Source organism: Janthinobacterium fluminis (assembly GCF_028595325.1).
Lineage (GTDB): Bacteria > Pseudomonadota > Gammaproteobacteria > Burkholderiales > Burkholderiaceae_D > Janthinobacterium > Janthinobacterium fluminis.
In genome coordinates this window covers 100,480-118,745 of the sequence record NZ_JAQQXR010000011.1, presented here as the reverse complement: position 1 = coordinate 118,745, position 18,266 = coordinate 100,480, and the positions used below count along the sequence as shown (strand labels likewise).

The window sequence follows — 18,266 nt, the reverse complement described above, 5'->3', positions numbered from 1 at the left end:
ATGTTGATACAAGGCTGATTCATTTTGCATGACAAGACCCACCTCACCGCCGGCACTTCCGACTACTGCGAAACCTGCGGCCAGCCGATACGGCCGGCGCCCAGTTACGGGGAGAGAAGCAATTCGAACCGTATCGGCATCGCCCTGTCGATCCTGCTGCACGTGCTGCTGGTGGCTTACTACCTGCTGCGCCCGGAGCCGAAGCGGCCGCCGCCGCCGCCGACGCACGAGAGCGCGATGATGTATGTGGCGCCGCTGGCCAACAAGCCGCAGCCGAAACCGCCGTCGAAGCAGCCGAAGCAGGAGCAGGCGAAGGTGAAGCCGACGCCGCCGTCGCGCCAGCCGCGCGTGGCCGCCATCACGCCGCCGGCGCGGCGGAAGCTGGAAGTGATCGTGCCGCCCGTCGTCGCGCCCGTGCTGACGCCGGTGCAGGAAGTCGATATGGCGGCACACATCGCCGCCGCGCGCAAGCGCCGCGCCGAGGCCCAGCCGGCGGCGGAGGTGCAGGAGAGCGAGGGCGAGCGCGCCACGCGCGTGGCACGCGCCAACATCGCCGCCGCGCAGGGCAAGAACTCGGGCAGCGACAAGGACGATTCGGGCGGCGTGTTCTCCATCGTCGACAAGACCTCGCACAGCGCCTCGATCAAGTTCCGCGGCTGGAACACCAATTTCAAGCGGCGCTGGCTGACCCAGGTGCAGGTGGAGCAGGGCGCCGAACTCGACATCGAGACGGCCATCGTCAAGAAAATGATTGAATTGATACGCAAGGAAAAGCCGGGCGATTTCGTCTGGGAATCGCACCGGCTGGGGCGCAACGTGCCGATGAGCGCGCTGCCCGAGCATACGGCCGAGCTGCAAGCCTTCCTGCTCAAGGAATTTTTCCCCGAGTACCGCTTGCGCCGCTGACAGCCGGGGACGTACGTCGGGGACGAACCTTAGGCGCGGACCTTGAGCAGGCGGGCGATGTCGAGCGCGAAGTAGCTCAGCACGCCGTCGGCGCCGGCGCGCTTGAACGACAGCATGGCTTCCATCATCACCTTGTCGTGGTCGAGCCAGCCGTTTTGCGCGGCCGCCTTCAGCATCGCGTATTCGCCGCTGACCTGGTAGGCGAAGGTCGGCACCTTGAACTCGTCTTTGACGCGGCGCACGATGTCCAGGTAGGGCATGCCCGGCTTGACCATCACCATGTCGGCGCCCTCGGCCAGGTCCAGGCCCACTTCGCGCAGCGCTTCGTCGCTGTTGGCCGGGTCCATCTGGTAGGTGTTCTTGTCGCTCTTGCCGAGGTTCTTGGCCGAACCGACGGCGTCGCGGAAGGGGCCGTAGAAGGCCGAGGCGTATTTCGCCGAGTAGGCCATGATGCGCGTGTGGATCAACTGGCGCCGTTCCAGTTCGGCGCGGATGGCGCCGATGCGCCCGTCCATCATGTCGGACGGGGCGACGACGTCGACGCCGGCTTCGGCCTGGGTCAGCGCCTGGCGTATCAGCATCGCCGTCGTTTCGTCGTTGAGCACGTAGCCGTTGGCGTCGAGCAAGCCGTCCTGGCCGTGGCTGGTGTAGGGGTCGAGCGCGACGTCGGTCAGCACGCCCAGCTCGGGGAAGTGCTGTTTCAAGGCGCGCACGGCGCGCGGCACCAGGCCGTCCGGATTGCAGGCTTCGACGCCGTCCGGGGTTTTCAGGGCGGTGTCGATGACGGGGAACAGGGCCAGCACGGGGATGCCCAGCGCGACGCACTCCTCGGCCACCTTCAGCAGCAGGTCCACCGACATCCGCTCGACGCCCGGCATCGACAGCACCGGTTCGCGCTGGTTCGTGCCTTCGAGGATGAAGACCGGGTAGATCAGGTCGGCGGCGGTGACCGTGTTTTCGCGCATCAGGGCGCGCGAAAACGCGTCGCGGCGCATGCGCCGCATGCGGATGGCGGGGAAGAGGGCGGGGGCTTGTGAGTTGTGCATACCAAATACCATCAAAGGAATGAAATGATTGCCCGCCCGGGGCACATGGCGGCGGTTGGCCGCCGCGCGCCCCGGGCGGACCCGGTGTGAAGCAAACTTATTGGGCCGCGTCGGGCTCGTCGTCGTCTTGCATGTCGATCAGCTCGACCTGGGCCGCCGCCACGCTGTCGTCGGTGATGCCGGCCAGCTCCATGATCTTGTCGTTGGCTTCGTCGATGCCGATGCGCTTCAGCGCCGAGAACAGTTGCGCCGTGAACGGGAAGCCGACACCGTCCTCGTCGACGTAGCTGTCGAGCTTGGCGCGGGCCTGGCGCAGCGCGTTGGTCGAGTCGTTGCGGTTGAGTTTGTCGGCCTTGGTCAGGATGCAGTGGATCGGCTTGCCGGTCGGGGCGAACCATTCGAGCATCTGGATGTCGAGGTCGGTGAACGGGCGGCGCGAATCCATGATCAGGATCAGGGCGGCCAGTTGCTCGCGGCGCTGGACGTAGTCGCCCAGCAGGCGCTGCCAGTGCAGCTTGGCCGAGCCGGACACTTCGGCGTAGCCGTAGCCGGGCAAGTCGACCAGCAGGCATTCGATTTCCTCGACGATGGTGGCGTCCTTGCGGTGCTGGGCCACATGCGCGCCGCCGATCGAGAAATAGTTGATGTGCTGGGTGCGGCCCGGCGTCTTGGAGGCGAAGGCCAAGCCTTTCTGGTTGCACAAAATATTGATGGCCGTGGATTTACCGGCGTTGGAGCGACCTGCAAAGGCGATTTCCGGCACCGTCGTGTCGGGCAGGTCGCGCAGTTGGTTGACGGTCGTAAAGAAGCGGGCTTGCCAGAGTTTAGACATGGGATGGGGAGAAAATGCAACAAAAGGGGGCGAAAACGCGAGAAAGCTATTGTACAATAAGGGGTTACGAATTGTTGCCATGCAAAGCGGCGCTGTTACATCAAAGTCTGCGGCGGCGACAATCTTTACCACTAATTTTTTGACTAGTCTCAGGGTGTTTGAATGAATCGTGCGTTTTCACCGTTTGTAAAATCCTTGTTCGTCGCATTGTTGGCCGTGTCGGCCGCTGCATCGGCAAACGAAGAGAAAAAGCCGGCCCACGCCGAAGCCCCCGTCGCTAAGGTCGATGCCGCCAAGGGCGCCACCCTGTACGCGGACGGCGACGCGGCGCGCGGTTTGCCCGCCTGCGTGTCTTGCCACGGCGCCGCCGGCAATTCGACGATTTCCGTCAACCCGAAGCTGGCCGGCCTGAACGCCGCCTACCTGCACAAGCAATTGCTGAACTTCACCACGCCGGAGCGCAACAACGCCGTGATGTCGGGCTTCGCCAAGATGCTGACGGATGAAGAGAAGAAAAACATCGCCGCCTACCTGGGCGCGCAAGTGTCGAAGCCGAACGCGGCCAAGAACAAGGACACCGTCGAGCTGGGCAAGCGCATCTACCGCGGCGGCATCGCCGAGAAGAGCGTGCCGGCCTGCGCCAGCTGTCATGGCGCGTCCGGCGCCGGCATGCCGATCCAGTACCCGCGCCTCGGCGGCCAGCACCAGGACTACACGGCGGCCCAGCTGACGGCATTCCGCGCCGGCGCCCGCAAGAACAGCCCGCAAATGACGACCATCGCGATGCGCTTGTCGGACGATGAGATCAAGGCCGTCGCCGACTACGTCGCCGGTCTGAAATAAACTCCACGCGGTATTTCTGGTTTCGCGGCGCCCTGGCGCCGCGGGCAATATAAAAGGGCGGCAGCGTGAGCGGGCTGCCCTTTTTGTTGGTATGCTCCCGGCATCGCCGCCATAGTGCCGCCATATTTTAAGATTGTATCGAGCATGAGCACCCCCCGCACCACCGGAATTGAATTGAAAACGCGCCGCCGGGCGCTGGCAGAAACGGTTGAACTGATTTCCTCGATGCGTTTCGCTATCAGTCTGCTGACTTTGATTGCTATCGCGGCCGTGATCGGCACCGTGCTGAAACAGAACGAGGCGATGCCGAACTATGTGAACCAGTTCGGGCCGTTCTGGTTCGAAGTGTTCCGCAAACTCAGCCTGTATGCCGTGTATTCGGCCTGGTGGTTCCTGCTGATCATGGGCTTCCTGGTCGTGTCTACGTCGCTGTGCATCGTGCGCAATGCGCCGAAAATGCTCAAGGACATGCGCAGCTGGCGCGAAAACGTGCGCGAGCAGTCGCTGCGCAATTTCCACCACAAGGTCGAATGGACGGCGCCGCTGTCGCGCGCGGCGCTGGCGCAGCAGACCGTGGAGCGCCTGGCCGACGCCGGCTACAAGGCGAAGGTGGTGGAGAAGGGCGACGCGCTGCTGGTCGCCGCCAAGCAGGGCGCGGCGAATAAGTGGGGCTATCTCTTCGCCCACAGCGCCATCGTCGTCATCTGCATCGGCGGCTTCCTCGATTCCGACATGCCGATCCGCTTCCAGCAGTGGTTCATGGGCAAGGTGCCCTTCGTCGGCAGCGGCGTCATCGCCGAGATCGCCGACAAGCACCGTTTGAGCCTGTCCAACCCCACTTTCCGCGGCAATACCCTGATTCCCGAGGGTTCCAGCAGCAACGCGGCGATCATTCCGCAGGCTAACGGCGTGTTGATCCAGGATTTGCCCTTCACCATCTTCCTGAAAAAATTCCACATCGACTTTTACAGCACCGGCATGCCGAAGCTGTTCGCCAGCGACGTCGTGATCAAGGACCATGCGACGGGCGCCAGTTTCTCCGCCACCATCAAGGTCAACGAGCCCCTCATCTACAAGGGCCTGGCCGTGTACCAGTCGAGCTTCGAGGATGGCGGCAGCAAGCTCAAGCTGATCGGCCATCCGATGGCCGGCGCCGGCATGGCGCGCTTCGACGTGGCCGGCGAAGTCAGCGGCACCACGCCGCTGGCGCTGAGCACGGGCGAGGCGTATTCGATCGAATGGTCGGGGTTCCGCCCGTTCAACGTGGAAAACCTGGCGGCCGGCCAGGATTTGCGCGCCGTGAAGAAGAACGACAGCCTCAACGAGCAGTTCTCGGTCGGCCTCGACAAGCGCCTCGGTTCGGCGGCGAAAAACGCCAACAACAAGGATTTGAAGAACGTCGGACCGAGCGTGCAGTACAAATTGCGCGACAAGAACGGCCAGGCGCGCGAGTACCAGAACTATATGCAGCCCGTCACCGTCGACGGCGCCACCGTGTTCCTGGCCGGCATGCGCGCCAATCCGGGCGACCAGTTCAGCTATCTGCGCATTCCGGCCGACGACGCCCACAGCGTCACCGAGTGGATGCGCCTGCGCGCCGCGCTGCACGACCCGGCGCTGCGCACCGAGGCGGCGCGCCGTTACGCGCAGCGGGCCATGCCGAAAGACGGCGCCGACGCGCTGCGCCTGCAGTTGCAGGAGTCGGCCAGCAAGAGCCTGGGCATTTTCGCCGGCGACGACAAGCAGTCGGGCTTCCTGGCCATTTCGCGTTTCCTGGAGAAGGTGCCCGCCGCCGAGCAGGAAAAGGCGGCCGATATTTTCATGAAGATCCTCAACGGCAGCCTGTGGGAATTGTGGCAGGCCGCGCGCGCCAAGGAGCAGCTGGCGCCCGTCGCGGTCGACGCCGCCCACGGCCGCTTCCTGCAACTGGCGACGAACGCGCTGTCGGACAGCTTCTTCTATGGCGCCCCCGTCTACCTGCAGTTGGACGAGTTCACCGAGGTCAAGGCGTCCGTGCTGCAGGTGACGCGCTCGCCGGGCAAGAGCGTGGTCTATCTGGGTTGCCTGTTCCTGGTGATCGGCGTGTTTGCCATGTTTTACATCCGCGAACGCCGCCTGTGGGTGTGGGTCAAGGATGGCGCCGACGGGGCCGAGGCGTTGATGGCGATGAGCACGCAGCGCAAGACCCTCGATTTCGAGAAAGAATTTGATAACCTGAAGACCAAATTGCCGCAATCGGCGTAATCTGGACACAGTCGTTTCCGGCCCGCGCTCAGCGGCGGCCCGGTTTGGGAGAAGATGATGGAATTGACACAGAAACAAACCTACACGCAGGCGCCGGGCTTTTTCAAGCGCCTGAGCCTGCTCGACTGGGCCTTCGGCGCCCTGTTGCTGGCCGGCTCGCTGTTCGGCCTGAACCGCTACGGCGCCTATATGGACATCTATGAGAAGGCGATCCTGCTGGCGTCCGCGCCCACCTTCGCCTGGCTGGGCTGGCACTGGAAGCCGGTGCGCTGGCTGATGCCGGCGATGGCCGTGCTGGCGCTGTTCGCCATCTCGCAATACGGCGCCAGCCTGGATGCGGCCAACAGCAAGTTCTTCCTCAAATATATGTTGTCGAGCCAGTCGGCGATTTTGTGGATGGGCACCTTTTTCGTGCTGTCGACGCTGTTTTACTGGATCGGCCTGCTGGCCCGCTCCGATTTCGGCTCCTCGGTCGGCTCGGTGCTGTGCTGGGCCGGCGTGGTGCTGGGCTTTACCGGCTTGCTGGTGCGCTGGTACGAATCCTATCTGATCGGCGCCGACGTCGGGCATATCCCCGTGTCGAACCTGTATGAAGTGTTCATCCTGTTCTCGCTGATCACGGCGATGTTCTATCTGTACTACGAGCAAAGCTACGCGACGCGCCAGCTGGGCGCGTTTGTGATGCTGGTCATTTCGGCCGCCGTCGTCTTCCTGCTGTGGTATACGGTGACGCGCGACGCCGCCGACATCCAGCCGCTGGTGCCGGCGCTGCAAAGCTGGTGGATGAAAATCCACGTGCCGGCCAATTTCATCGGCTACGGCACGTTCTCGCTGTCGGCCATGGTCGCCGCGGCCTACCTGCTCAAGTCGAGCGGCCACCTGGCCGACCGTCTGCCGTCGCTGGAAGTGCTCGACGACGTCATGTACAAGGCGATCTCGGTCGGTTTCGCTTTCTTCACCGTGGCCACCATCCTGGGCGCGCTGTGGGCGGCCGAGGCCTGGGGCGGTTACTGGTCGTGGGATCCGAAGGAAACCTGGGCGCTGATCGTCTGGCTCAACTACGCGGCCTGGTTGCACATGCGCCTGATGACGGGCTTGCGCGGGCGCGTGGCGGCCTGGTGGGCGCTGGTCGGCCTGCTCGTGACGACCTTTGCCTTCCTGGGCGTGAATATGTTCCTGTCCGGCCTGCATTCCTATGGCAAGCTGTAAGCGCGTTTGAGCGGCAGCGCATTCGGGCCGGATAGTGTAAGGTTTGTGGGGCTTGGCCAGACCAAGATGCAATCCCTTCTTTTCCGCCCGGAGTCGCCATGTTGATCCAACGTAGTCCCAACGGCATCGAATTGCCGTTTTCCTCAGAAATCACGCCGCGCGCCGTGTTCGAGTCGCGCCGCCGCTTTATCGAGCAGATCGCGGCCGGCTCGATCGCCGGCGCCTCGCTGCTGGCGATGGCCGGCCGCGAGGCCCTGGCGCAAACGGGCGGCAACGCCAAGTTGGGCGCCAGATTGAATCCGGCCTACTCGTCGATGGACCAGCCGAGCGCCTACAAAGACGCCACGACCTACAATAATTTCTACGAATTCGGCACCGACAAGGCCGATCCGGCCCAGAACGCCGGCACGCTGAAGCCGCGGCCGTGGACGGTGACGATCGAGGGCGAGGTCAAGAAGCCGATGACGCTGGACCTGGACGCGCTGCTCAAGCTGGCGCCGCTGGAGGAGCGCGTCTACCGCCTGCGCTGCGTCGAGGGTTGGTCGATGGTGATTCCGTGGATAGGCTATTCGCTGTCGGAATTGATCAAGAAGGTCGAGCCGACCGGCAACGCGAAATACGTCGAGTTCGTCAGCCTGGCCGACAAGAAGCAGATGCCGGGTGTCGGCAGCCGCGTGCTGACCTGGCCCTATGTCGAGGGCTTGCGCATCGACGAGGCGAACCATCCGCTGGCGCTGCTGACCCTGGGCATGTACGACGAAACCCTGCCGAACCAGAACGGCGCGCCGGTGCGCATCGTGCTGCCGTGGAAGTATGGCTTCAAGTCGGCCAAGTCCATCGTCAAGATACGCTTCGTCAAGGAGCAGCCGCGCACGGCCTGGAACCTGGCGGCGCCGTCGGAGTACGGTTTTTACTCGAACGTCAACCCGAACGTCGACCACCCGCGCTGGTCGCAGGCGAGCGAGCGGCGCATCGGCGAGGACGGTTTCCTGGCGCGCAAGCGCAAGACGCTGATGTTCAACGGTTACAACGACGTCGCCTCGCTGTATGCGGGGATGGACTTGAAGAAATTCTTTTAAATGAACACCTTACCTTTCTTCCCGAGCCCCAAACAACTGGGCTGGCTCAAAGCGGCCATCTTTGTGCTGGCCCTGCTGCCGTTCGTGCGCATGGTGTGGCTGACGGCCGCCGGGCAACTGGTTGAGCCGCTGGAGTTCATTACGCGCGGCACCGGTGACTGGACGCTGTACTTCCTCTGCATCACGCTGGCGGTGACGCCGCTGCGCCGTCTGTCGAAGTGGAACTGGCTGATCAGGCTGCGGCGCATGCTGGGACTGTTTGTGTTCTTTTACGCCGCCCTGCATTTCACCACCTTCCTGTGGTTCGACCACTTTTTCGACGTGGCGGAAATGTGGGCGGACGTGCTCAAGCGGCCCTTCATCACGGTCGGCTTCATCGCCTTTGTGCCGCTCATTGCGCTGGCCGCGACCAGCAGCAACGCCATGGTGCGCCGGCTCGGCGGCAAGCGCTGGCAGTACCTGCACCGCCTCGTTTACGTGATCGCGCCGCTGGCCATCCTGCATTTCTGGTGGATGAAGGCCGGCAAGCACAATTTCGCGCAACCTATTTTATTTGGTTTGATCGTCGCGCTATTGCTCGGTATCCGCGTGTATTGGCGCTACGTGAAATCCACCGCCGGCAAGCCGGCATAATACTTCCCCGCTTTCCTTGCGCCCGCCCAAGCGGGCGCAAGCGATGCGCGCCTACCATGCCTGCATGGCGCACGATCACGACACTGGCTATAGGCAGTTGTTTGCGCACCCGGAAATGGTGCGCGACTTGCTGGCCGGTTTCCTTCCCTATCCCTGGGCCAAGGACTTGGACTTGCGCGCCTTTGAGCGCGTCAACGCCAGCTACGCCAGCGATACGGGCCGCCAGCGCCACGACGACATGGTGTGGCGGCTGCGCCTGGGGGCGGATTGGATTTACGTCTATCTGCTGCTTGAGTTCCAGTCCCGCAACGATCCCTGGATGGCTCTGCGGATGCAAGTGTACGTCGGCCTGCTGTGCCAGGACTTGGTCAAGCGCCACGAGCTGAGCCGGCAAGGCAAGTTGCCGCCCATCCTGCCTGTCGTGCTGTACAACGGCGCCGCGCCCTGGCGCGCCAGCACCGACCTGGCGCAATTGATGCTGGCGCCGCCTGAGGGGCTGGCGCCTTTGCAGCCGGAACAAAGGTATTTGCTGATCGATCAAAGCAGTTATGACAGCGCCACGCTGGCGGAGCAGCGCAATTTGATTGCCGCCGTGTTCCGCTTGCAGCGCTCGCGCGCCTACAAGGATATCCGCAACGTTATCGCCAGCCTGGCCGCATGGCTCAAGCACGGCGAATGCGAGTCTTTGCGCACCACGCTGACGCACTGGATTGCGGCGCATCTGCAACGACAGTTCAGTGGGCTGGATATGCCATCATTGGAGCAATTTTCGGAGGTCGAGATCATGCTCAAGCAAGAGTTCAAAAGCTGGGAAGAAGAATGGGAATACAACGCCATTCAAAAAGGCTTGAAGCGGGGCCTGCGGCAAGGGCGGCAGGAGGGCCGGCTGCAAGCCGACCGGGCGTGGCTGGAGTCGCTGTTGCATAAGCGTTTTGGCAATATGCCGCCGTCGATCGGCGCGCGCATCGAGGCGGCGCCGGTGGCCCGGATCGAGTATTGGTATGACCGGCTGTTCGACGCGTCCAGTCTTGAGGAAATATTTGCCGACGAATAAATGTTGGCTTATTGCTGAGTCGCGGGCAGGGCGGGCGGCGGCGGCACCGGGGCCGGCGCGATGGCCGGCTGGCTCGCGCTTGCCGCCGCGGCCGGCGGCTTGGCCGGCGGTTTCGGCATGTACAGGGGGCCAGGCTGGCCGCAGCCCGCCAGCATGCCGGAGATGAACAGGGATATGCCGATATACAACGCTAAAGTTGACTTCACGATTAGAATCACGGTTTGATAAAAGATCTTGGAGTGTAGCATGAGCGAATCAGAATTCCTGGCCTTGGCGGAAGCGACCCTGACGGCGATCGAGGCCGCGCTGGATAGGCTGAACGACGAGGATGTCCTCGATGTCGAATGCAGCCGCAGCGGCAATGTGCTGGAAATCGAGTTTATCGACAATGGTTCGAAAATCATCGTCAATAGCCAGGCGCCGATGCAGCAACTGTGGGTGGCGGCGAAAGCGGGCGGTTTCCACTACAACCGCGTCGGCGCCCAGTGGATCGACTCGCGCGACGGCTCGGAGTTGTTCGCCGCGCTGTCCGGCCTGGCCAGCGCCCAGGCCGGCGTGGCCGTGACCCTGGCCTGAACCGCACACAAGGCGGCGCGCCGGGCTAGGTTCCCGCTGCGCCGCCCGCGCCGTCAGAACAGCTCGTTCTTGACGGCGTCCTTGGCCTTCTCCTCGGCCGGCGTGCCGCGCGCCGCCCCCTCCAGGCTGTGCACGGCCGTGCCCGGCGGATTCTCCGCGTAATAGTAGTCGTCGCCGGACTGGATCACGCCGTCCGGAACGGCGCGCTCCTCGATCGGGATGCTTTTCAGCGCCTTCTGCATATAACTCATCCAGATCGGCAGGGCCAGGCCGCCGCCCGTCTCGCGGTTGCCGAGGTTCTTCGGCTGGTCGTAGCCTATCCACGCAATGCCCACCAGCTTCGCCTGGTAGCCGGCGAACCAGGCGTCGATCGAGTCGTTGGTGGTGCCGGTCTTGCCCGACAGGTCGGAGCGCTTCAGCGCCATCGCCTTCGCGGCGGTGCCGAAACGCACGACGTCGTTCATCATGCTGTTCATGATGAAGGCGTTGCGTTCGTCGATGACGCGGTTGGCCGCGACGCCGGCCAGGTCCGGGTTGGCCTGCGACAGCACCTTGCCCTCGCTGTCGGTGACCTTGGCGATCAGGTAAGGGTTGACCTTGTAGCCGCCGTTGGCGAACACGGCGTAGGCGCCGGCCATCTGCAGCGGCGTCACCGAGCCGGCGCCCAGCGCCAGCGTCAGGTAGGGCGGGTTCTTTTCGGCGTCGAAGCCGAAGCGGGTCGCGTATTCCTGGCCGTACTTGGCGCCTATCTTGTTCAGGATGCGGATCGAGATCATGTTCTTCGACTTGGTCAGGCCGCGCCGCATCGTCATCGGACCTTCGTACTTGCTATCGTAGTTCTTCGGTTCCCAGGCCTGGCCGCCCGTCTGGCCGGCGTCGAAGGAAATCGGCGCGTCGTTGATGATGGTGGCGGGCGACAGGCCGCGCTCCAGCGAGGCCGAGTAGATGAAGGGCTTGAAGGCCGAGCCGGGCTGGCGCCAGGCTTGCGTGACGTGGTTGAACTTGTTGCGGTTGAAGTCGAAGCCGCCCACCATCGCGCGGATCGCGCCGTCGCTGGTGCTGGCCGAGACGAAGGCCGACTCGACTTCCGGCATCTGCGTGACGGTCCAGGCGTTGCCCTCCTGCATGACGCGGATCACGGCGCCGCGGCGGATGCGCCGGTTCGGCGCCGCCTTCTCCGACAACCAGGCCGCGCCGAAGCTCAGGCCCGGGCCGCTGATGCTGATTTCCTCGCCGGCCGCCGTGACGGCGACGATTTTCTGCGGCGAGGCTTGCAGCACCATCGCGGCGATGATGTCGTCGCTGTCCGGGTGGTCGGCCAGCTCCGTTTCGATGGCGTCGTCGGCCTCTTCCTTGCGCTGCGGGATGTCGATATACGCTTCCGGGCCGCGGTAGCCGTGGCGTTTTTCATAGTCCATCACGCCGCGGCGCAGCGCCAGGTAGGCGGCGTCCTGGTCGGCCTTGGTGATGGTGGTGAAGACGTTCAGGCCGCGCGTGTAGGTGTCTTCCTTGAATTGCTCGTAGACCAGCTGGCGGGCCATTTCGGCGACGTATTCGGCATGCACGCCGAATTCGCTGCTGTCGGTCTTGACCTTGAGCTGCTCGGCACGGGCTTCCTCGAACTGGGCGTCGCTGATGTAGCCGAGCTGGTGCATGCGTTGCAGGATGTATTGCTGGCGCGTGCGCGCCCGCTTCGGGTTCACCACCGGGTTGTAGGCCGACGGCGCCTTCGGCAGGCCGGCCAGCATGGCCGCCTCGGCCACGCTGATTTCCTTGAGGCTCTTGCCGAAGTAGATTTGCGCGGCCGAGGAGAAACCGTAGGCGCGCTGGCCCAGGTAAATCTGGTTCATATACACCTCAAGGATCTGGTCCTTGCTGAGGTTCTGTTCGATTTTCCATGCCAGCAAGACCTCATAGGCTTTGCGCTTCAGGGTTTGCTCGCTCGACAGGAAGAAATTGCGCGCGACCTGCTGGGTGATGGTCGAGGCGCCCTGTTTCGCGCCGCCCGTCAGGTTGTGCAGCGCGGCGCGCGTGATGCCCAGGTAGTCGACGCCGCCATGCTCGTAGAAGCGGTCGTCCTCGATCGCCAGCACGGCTTTTTTCATGACGTCGGGAATGTCCTTGATGTGCACGAGGTTGCGCCGCTCTTCGCCGAATTCGCCGATGAGCACGTTGTCGGACGAGAAAATCCGCAGCGGCATCTTCGGCCTGTAATCGGTCAGCGTGTCGAGCGCCGGCAGGTTCGGGTAGGCCATCGCCAGGCCGAAGACCACCAGCAGCACGGCGACCAGCCCCAGCCCGAACAGGGAGACGAGGGACATCAGGAGGAAACGTTTGGACTTGCTGCCGGCGGCGGGCTGGGGGGCGGGCGCGCCGGCGGATTTGGAAGAGGTCATGCGCGTCGAGTCTTTCGCTGTAGTTATGCGAATCAATTATAAGCGAGGTGCCGGGCCTGCGGCGCGCCAAGCGCTGCGGCGGCGGACAAGTGGCGCCGCGCCGGCCGGCGCACAGTGTGGCGGATACGGCCACGCTTCGAATCATGCGCAATAGAAATACCTTTACATGCACCAAGCCTTATTGCTAGGATTTAAAGCACAGTCCGATGTGTGCCGTTTAAACGCAGCTTTGCGAACGAGTCCCCTTATGCCCAGAGTTTCAATGTGTGACCGGAAACACAATAGCGGCAGCGTAAGCGATCGCGCGGCGCGGCGCGGGGGAGGACGGCCTTGATCTCTATCAAAAATTTGTTCGCTCAGGCGCGCGGCCCCATGCTGGGCATCGACATCAGCACCTCCGGCGTGCGTCTGGTGGAATTGTCGCTGGCCGGCAAGCAGGACTTGCGGCTGGAGCGCTACGCGGCCGAGCCGCTGCCGCGCGGCGCCGTGGTCGACGGCAATATCGAAAACATCGAGCAAGTCTCCGACGCGCTGCGCCGCGTGTGGAAAAAGAGCGGCACGCGGGCCCGCCTGGTGGCGCTGGGCATGCCGCCGGCCTCGGTGATCACGAAGAAAATCATTTTGCCGGCCGGCCTTTCCGAGGACCAGCTGGAGGTCCAGGTCGAGTCCGAGGCCAGCCAGTACATTCCCTTCGCCCTCGACGAGGTCAGCCTGGATTTCGACGTGCTGGGGCCGGCCCAGAATTCGCCCGAGGACATCGAGGTCATGCTGGCGGCGTCGCGCCGCGAAAAGGTCGAGGACCGCGTCGCCATCGCCGAGGCGGCCGGCCTGAAGGCGGTCGTCATGGACATCGAATCGTATGCGGCGCGCGCGGCGCTGGACCGGGTCACGGCGCTGACGCCGAAGAGCACGCTGGGCCAGGTGGTGGCGCTGTTCCAGATCGGCGCCCAGGTCACCCATATTTCCGTGCTGCTGGACGGCGTCACCATCTATGAGCGCGAGCAGCCCTTCGGCGGCAACCAGCTGACCCAGGACATCGTGCGCGCCTTCGGCCTGCCCTTCGACGAGGCCGAGGCGCGCAAGAAGGCCGGCGAGCTGCCGGACAATTATGCGGCCGAGATTCTCGCCCCCTTCCTTGAGAGCGCCGCGCTGGAGGTGACGCGGGCGATCCAGTTCTTTTTCACGTCCACCCCCTATACCCGCGTCGACCAGCTGTTCCTGGCCGGCGGCTGCGCCCAGTTGCCCGGCCTGCTGGAGATGATCGCCGGGCGCACCAAGATCGCCGCCGCCGTGCTGTCGCCTTTCCAGGGCATGCAATTGGCGGCGGGCGTGCGCGAGGCGCAGTTGCGCAACGACGCGCCGGCCTATCTGGTGGCCTGCGGCCTGGCCTTGCGGAGGTTTGGCTGATGATACGCATCAATCTGCTGCCGCACCGCGAGGAAAAGCGCAAACAGAAGCACGCCGCCTTCCTGGCGCTGCTGACCTTGTGCGCGGTCGCCGGCGCCGCCGTGGTGCTGGCCGTGGCCGGCTACAACGCGCGCCGCATCGCCATCCAGAACGAGCGCAACGGCGTCATTGCGGCGGAGATCGCCGTGCTCGACAAGAAGATCGCCGAGATCGCCACGCTGAAGCAGGAAATCGAGGCGCTGAAGGCGCGCCAGCAGGCCGTCGAGGACTTGCAGGGCGACCGCAACCAGCCGGTGTTTCTGATGGACGAGCTGGTCAAGCAGACGCCGGAGGGCGTCTACCTGCGCGCGTTCAAGCAGGACGGCCAGCGCGTCAACATGAACGGCTACGCGCAGTCGCAGGAGCGGGTGTCGGAATTGTTGCGCAATCTGGCCGGGCGTTCGCCGTGGTTGGAGCGGCCCGAGCTGGTCGAGGTGCGCTCGACGGGGCTGGGGCAGGGCCGCAGCGCGAAGAAGGTGGTGGAATTTAATTTATTCGTCGGTATCAAGCGGCCGCGCGACAAGGAGCAGGCACAGGAGAAGGGACAGGAGAGAGTGGACAAGGACCGCGCCGGCCCGGGCGGCAAGCCGGCGCAGGCCGGCGCGGGCGCCGCGGCGCCCCCAAGCTGAGATCGGAGCGAGCGAGATGGCCAACCTGAAACATGCAGCGCAAGCGCTGGCGGCGCAATTCCACGGCCTGAACGCGCGCCATCCCGGCCAGTGGCCGCTGGCGCCGCGCCTGCTGTGCGGCGCCGGCGCGGCGGCGGCCGTGGTGGCGCTGGGCTATTTCGGCTATTGGAGCGGCCAGTTCGAGGAGCAGCAGGCGGGCGCCGCCCGCGAGGTGGCGCTGCGCGAGGAATACACGATCAAGGTGGGGCGGGCGATCAACCTGGACGCGCTGCGCGCGCAAAAGGTGCAGGTCGACCATTACGTGGAACGGCTGCAAAAGCAGTTGCCCAGCAAGGCGGAGATGGCGGCGCTGCTGTCCGACATCAACCAGGCCGGCCTGGGCCGCGGCTTGCAGTTCGAACTGTTCAAGCCGGGCCAGGTGGTGGTCAAGGAGTATTACGCCGAATTGCCGATCGACATCAAGGTCAGCGGCAGCTACCACGACCTGGGCGCGTTCGCCGGCGACATGGCGAATCTGCCGCGCATCGTCACGCTCAACAATATGGCCTTGAGCGCGGGCAAGGACGGCAATTTGACGCTGGACGCCGTCGCCAAGACTTTCCGCTACCTCGACCCGGACGAGGTGATCGCCCAGCGCAAGGCGCAGGCCGAGAAGAAGAACAAGGGGCGGAAATGAGCGCCGCCGCGCGGCACAGGGCGGCCGCCGCGCTGGCCCTGGCGCTGGCCCTGGGCGGCTGCGGCGACAGCGACGTGCAGGAGGTGCGGCGCTGGATGGCCGAGGTGAAGGCGCAGACCCGCGTCGTGGTGCCGCCGCTGAGCGAGCCGAAGACCTTCATCCCCTTCGCCTACGAGGCCAAGGACGCGGTCGACCCGTTCAGCCCGAACAAGCTGCTGGCCGAGCTGGCCCGGGCGGCGCGCAGCAGCGGCGCCTTCAAGCCGGACCTGGAGCGGCGCAAGGAATTGCTGGAAAGTTATCCCCTGGACACGGTCAAGATGGTCGGCACGCTGCAGAAAGGCAGCGTCGTCTACGCCTTGCTGCAGATCGACCGCGCCGTCCACCAGGTCCAGGCGGGGCAGCACCTGGGCCAGAATTTCGGCCTGATCACCAGTGTCACCGAGGATGCGGTGGCGATCAAGGAAATCGTCCAGGATGCGGGCGGCGACTGGGTCGAGCGCATGACGAAGTTGGAGTTGCAGGACAGCAAGGAGACAAAAAAATGAGTCCATACAGACTGTCCATGGCCGCCGCGCTGGCCCTGCTGGCGCTGGCCGGCGCCGCGCGCGCGCAGGAAAATGCGATCGAGTCGATCAGCGCCAACCAGCAGGGGGCGAACGTGGTCGTCAAGGTGGCGCTGCGGGCGCCGCCGGCGCGCCTGCCGATCGGTTTTTCGATCAGCAATCCGGCGCGCATCGCGCTCGATTTCGGCGCCACCGCCAACGCCACCGGCAGCAGCGCGCTGGAACTGAATGTCGGCGACTTGCGCAGCATTAACGTGGTGCAGGCGGGCCAGCGTTCGCGCCTGGTGCTCAACCTGAAGCGGGCGCTGAACTATGCCACCGCGCTCGACGGCAACGCCGTCATCGTCACCATCGAGGGATCGGGCGGCGTGGCCACGGCCGTCAACGCGGCCGGCCTGCCGGCCGCGCCGGCCGCCGCGCCGGCGCCGGGCACGCGCCAGTTGCTGCGCGAACTCGATTTCCGCCGCGGCGCCAACGGCGAGGGCCGCGTCGTCGTCGACCTGCCGCACAGCCAGGTGGCCGTCGACGTGCGCCAGCAGGGCGCCAACGTGGTCGTCGACTTCCTCAAGACGGGCTTGCCGGAGACGCTGAGGCGGCGCCTCGACGTCAGCGATTTCGGCACGCCGGTGTCGCGCATCACCACCGTGCCGCAGGGCGAGAACGTGCGCATGACGATCGAGGCCCGCGGGCTGTGGGAGCAGAGCGTCTACCAGAGCGACACGCAACTGGTGGTCGACGTGAAGCCGCTCAAGGAGGAGCCGAACAAGCTGACCCAGGGCAGCCAGGGTTACCGCGGCGAAAAGCTGTCCTTCAATTTCCAGAACGTCGAGGTGCGCGCGGCGCTGCAGGCGATCGCCGACATCTCGGGCTTGAACATCATCACCAGCGACAGCGTCAGCGGCAATCTGACGCTGCGCCTGCGCGAGGTGCCGTGGGACCAGGCCCTCGACGTCATGCTGCAGGCCAAGGGCCTGGACATGCGCAAGAACGGCACGGTGCTGTGGATCGCGCCGAAGGAGGAATTGCTGACGAAGGAGAAGCTCGAACTGGAACAGCGCGCGCAGATCGCCGAACTGGAGCCGCTGCGCTCCGAGATCTTCCAGCTGAACTACCAGAAGGCCGAGGCCTTCCGCACCGTCTTCGGCCTGGACGGCGCCGGCGACGCCAAGAACCGCGTGCTGTCCAAGCGCGGCAGCGCCATCATCGAGCCGCGCACGAACCAGTTGTTCGTCACCGACATCGCCGCCAAGCTGGAGGATATCCGCAAGCTGATCCAGAAGACCGACGTGGCCACCAAGCAAGTCCTGATCGAGGCCCGCATCGTCGAGGCGAACGACGCGTTCAGCCGCAACCTCGGCGCCAAGCTGGGCTTTTCCGACATGCGCACCCTGCGCGGCGGCGACTCCGGTTACCAGATCGGCGGCGGCAACAACCGCATCGCCATCGGCGGCAACCTGACCGGCGTGGGCGAGGTCACGGGGCAGATCGCCGCCACCGGCTCGTCCTACAACAACACCCAGTTCGTCAACCTGCCGGCCGCCGGCATCAACGGCGTCGCGCCCGGCAACCTGGCCGTGAGCCTGTTTTCGGCCGCCGCCAACCGCTTCCTGAACCTGGAGCTGTCGGCGCTGGAGGCCGACGGCAAGGGCAAGATCATTTCCAGCCCGCGCGTGGTCACGGCCGACAAGGTGATCGCCCTGATCGAACAGGGCATCGAGCTGCCCTACCAGGTGGCCACCAGCAGCGGCGCCACGTCGATCACCTTCAAGAAGGCCAATCTGCGCCTGGAGGTGACGCCGCAGATCACGCCGGACGGCAATGTCGTGCTGGAGGTGGACGTCAACAAGGACAGCGTCGGCCAGGAAACGCGGGCCGGTTTCGCCATCGACACCAAGCATGTCAAGACGCAGGTGATGGTCGAGAACGGCGGCACGGTGGTGCTGGGCGGCATCTACCAGCAGTCCGAGCGCGAATCGGCCACCAAGGTGCCCTTGCTGGGCGACATCCCGGTGCTCGGCTACCTGTTCCGCAGCACGGGCCGGACCAACGACAAGACCGAGTTACTGGTCTTCATCACGCCGAAAATCGTGGCGGAGCGGCTGTCTACGCCTTAAGTCATTTCATTTCGGAACGA

Annotated in this window: 17 protein-coding genes; 13 read left to right on the top strand and 4 right to left on the bottom strand. The window is 64.6% G+C overall.

Features of this window, described 5'->3' with window-relative positions:
• The first annotated feature begins 24 nt into the window (after window positions 1–24).
• Window positions 25–906: a hypothetical protein gene (locus OIK44_RS22050; RefSeq protein ID WP_273673939.1), complete on the top strand. Its 882-nt coding sequence runs from the start codon at window positions 25–27 to the stop codon at window positions 904–906.
• A gap of 29 nt (window positions 907–935) precedes the next feature.
• Here OIK44_RS22050 and hemB read toward each other — a convergent pair whose 3' ends face one another.
• The gene (hemB, locus tag OIK44_RS22045; RefSeq protein WP_273673937.1) at window positions 936–1,952 is read right to left on the bottom strand and encodes a porphobilinogen synthase; all 1,017 of its coding nucleotides are present in this window, start codon (window positions 1,950–1,952) and stop codon (window positions 936–938) included.
• 97 nt (window positions 1,953–2,049) lie between these two features.
• Window positions 2,050–2,784, bottom strand: coding sequence for a ribosome biogenesis GTP-binding protein YihA/YsxC (yihA, locus tag OIK44_RS22040; RefSeq protein ID WP_273673936.1), 735 nt, complete (start codon window positions 2,782–2,784; stop codon window positions 2,050–2,052).
• Between the two features lie 162 nt (window positions 2,785–2,946).
• On the opposite strand from yihA, the gene OIK44_RS22035 reads away from it, so the two are divergent.
• The 6 genes from OIK44_RS22035 to OIK44_RS22010 all read left to right on the top strand — a co-directional run bounded on the left by OIK44_RS22035 (window position 2,947) and on the right by OIK44_RS22010 (window position 9,846).
• On the top strand, window positions 2,947–3,627 hold the full coding sequence (locus OIK44_RS22035) for a c-type cytochrome (protein WP_273673934.1): 681 nt from the start codon (window positions 2,947–2,949) through the stop codon (window positions 3,625–3,627).
• A gap of 144 nt (window positions 3,628–3,771) precedes the next feature.
• Window positions 3,772–5,871 carry a cytochrome c biogenesis protein ResB gene (locus OIK44_RS22030; protein WP_273673933.1) on the top strand — a complete coding sequence of 700 codons (2,100 nt, stop codon included), beginning with the start codon at window positions 3,772–3,774 and terminating at the stop codon, window positions 5,869–5,871.
• Window positions 5,872–5,928: 57 nt separating this feature from the next.
• A complete protein-coding gene (ccsB, locus tag OIK44_RS22025; RefSeq protein WP_273674043.1) occupies window positions 5,929–7,080 on the top strand; it encodes a c-type cytochrome biogenesis protein CcsB in 1,152 nt (383 codons plus the stop codon).
• Between the two features lie 98 nt (window positions 7,081–7,178).
• Window positions 7,179–8,159, top strand: coding sequence for a protein-methionine-sulfoxide reductase catalytic subunit MsrP (gene msrP, locus OIK44_RS22020; protein ID WP_273673932.1), 981 nt, complete (start codon window positions 7,179–7,181; stop codon window positions 8,157–8,159).
• Window positions 8,160–8,792, top strand: coding sequence for a protein-methionine-sulfoxide reductase heme-binding subunit MsrQ (locus OIK44_RS22015; protein ID WP_273673930.1), 633 nt, complete (start codon window positions 8,160–8,162; stop codon window positions 8,790–8,792).
• Between the two features lie 43 nt (window positions 8,793–8,835).
• Entirely contained in the window at window positions 8,836–9,846 is a 1,011-nt protein-coding gene (locus OIK44_RS22010; RefSeq protein WP_273673929.1) for an Rpn family recombination-promoting nuclease/putative transposase, read from the top strand.
• Window positions 9,847–9,854: 8 nt separating this feature from the next.
• Here the strand turns inward: OIK44_RS22010 and lptM are convergent, their stop codons facing one another.
• Complete coding sequence (gene lptM / locus OIK44_RS22005) at window positions 9,855–10,052, bottom strand: LPS translocon maturation chaperone LptM (protein WP_273673928.1); 198 nt, start codon at window positions 10,050–10,052, stop codon at window positions 9,855–9,857.
• Window positions 10,053–10,092: 40 nt separating this feature from the next.
• On the opposite strand from lptM, the gene cyaY reads away from it, so the two are divergent.
• The gene (gene cyaY / locus OIK44_RS22000) at window positions 10,093–10,422 is read left to right on the top strand and encodes an iron donor protein CyaY (RefSeq protein ID WP_273673927.1); all 330 of its coding nucleotides are present in this window, start codon (window positions 10,093–10,095) and stop codon (window positions 10,420–10,422) included.
• Window positions 10,423–10,475: 53 nt separating this feature from the next.
• Here the strand turns inward: cyaY and OIK44_RS21995 are convergent, their stop codons facing one another.
• A complete protein-coding gene (locus OIK44_RS21995) occupies window positions 10,476–12,818 on the bottom strand; it encodes a penicillin-binding protein 1A (protein WP_273673926.1) in 2,343 nt (780 codons plus the stop codon).
• Between the two features lie 372 nt (window positions 12,819–13,190).
• Here OIK44_RS21995 and OIK44_RS21990 point away from each other — a divergent pair, with 372 nt between their 5' ends.
• From OIK44_RS21990 to OIK44_RS21970, 5 genes are read left to right on the top strand one after another with little or no spacing between them, the layout of a single operon-like run.
• A complete protein-coding gene (locus tag OIK44_RS21990) occupies window positions 13,191–14,225 on the top strand; it encodes a pilus assembly protein PilM (protein WP_273674042.1) in 1,035 nt (344 codons plus the stop codon).
• Window positions 14,225–14,893 carry a PilN domain-containing protein gene (locus OIK44_RS21985; RefSeq protein ID WP_273673925.1) on the top strand — a complete coding sequence of 223 codons (669 nt, stop codon included), beginning with the start codon at window positions 14,225–14,227 and terminating at the stop codon, window positions 14,891–14,893. Before OIK44_RS21990 ends, OIK44_RS21985 begins: the two co-directional genes overlap by 1 nt.
• 16 nt (window positions 14,894–14,909) lie before the next feature.
• Window positions 14,910–15,569: a type IV pilus inner membrane component PilO gene (locus OIK44_RS21980; RefSeq protein ID WP_273673924.1), complete on the top strand. Its 660-nt coding sequence runs from the start codon at window positions 14,910–14,912 to the stop codon at window positions 15,567–15,569.
• Window positions 15,566–16,114, top strand: coding sequence for a pilus assembly protein PilP (locus OIK44_RS21975; protein WP_273673923.1), 549 nt, complete (start codon window positions 15,566–15,568; stop codon window positions 16,112–16,114). Before OIK44_RS21980 ends, OIK44_RS21975 begins: the two co-directional genes overlap by 4 nt.
• Entirely contained in the window at window positions 16,111–18,246 is a 2,136-nt protein-coding gene (locus OIK44_RS21970; RefSeq protein WP_273673914.1) for a type IV pilus secretin PilQ, read from the top strand. Before OIK44_RS21975 ends, OIK44_RS21970 begins: the two co-directional genes overlap by 4 nt.
• Window positions 18,247–18,266 lie beyond the last annotated feature (20 nt).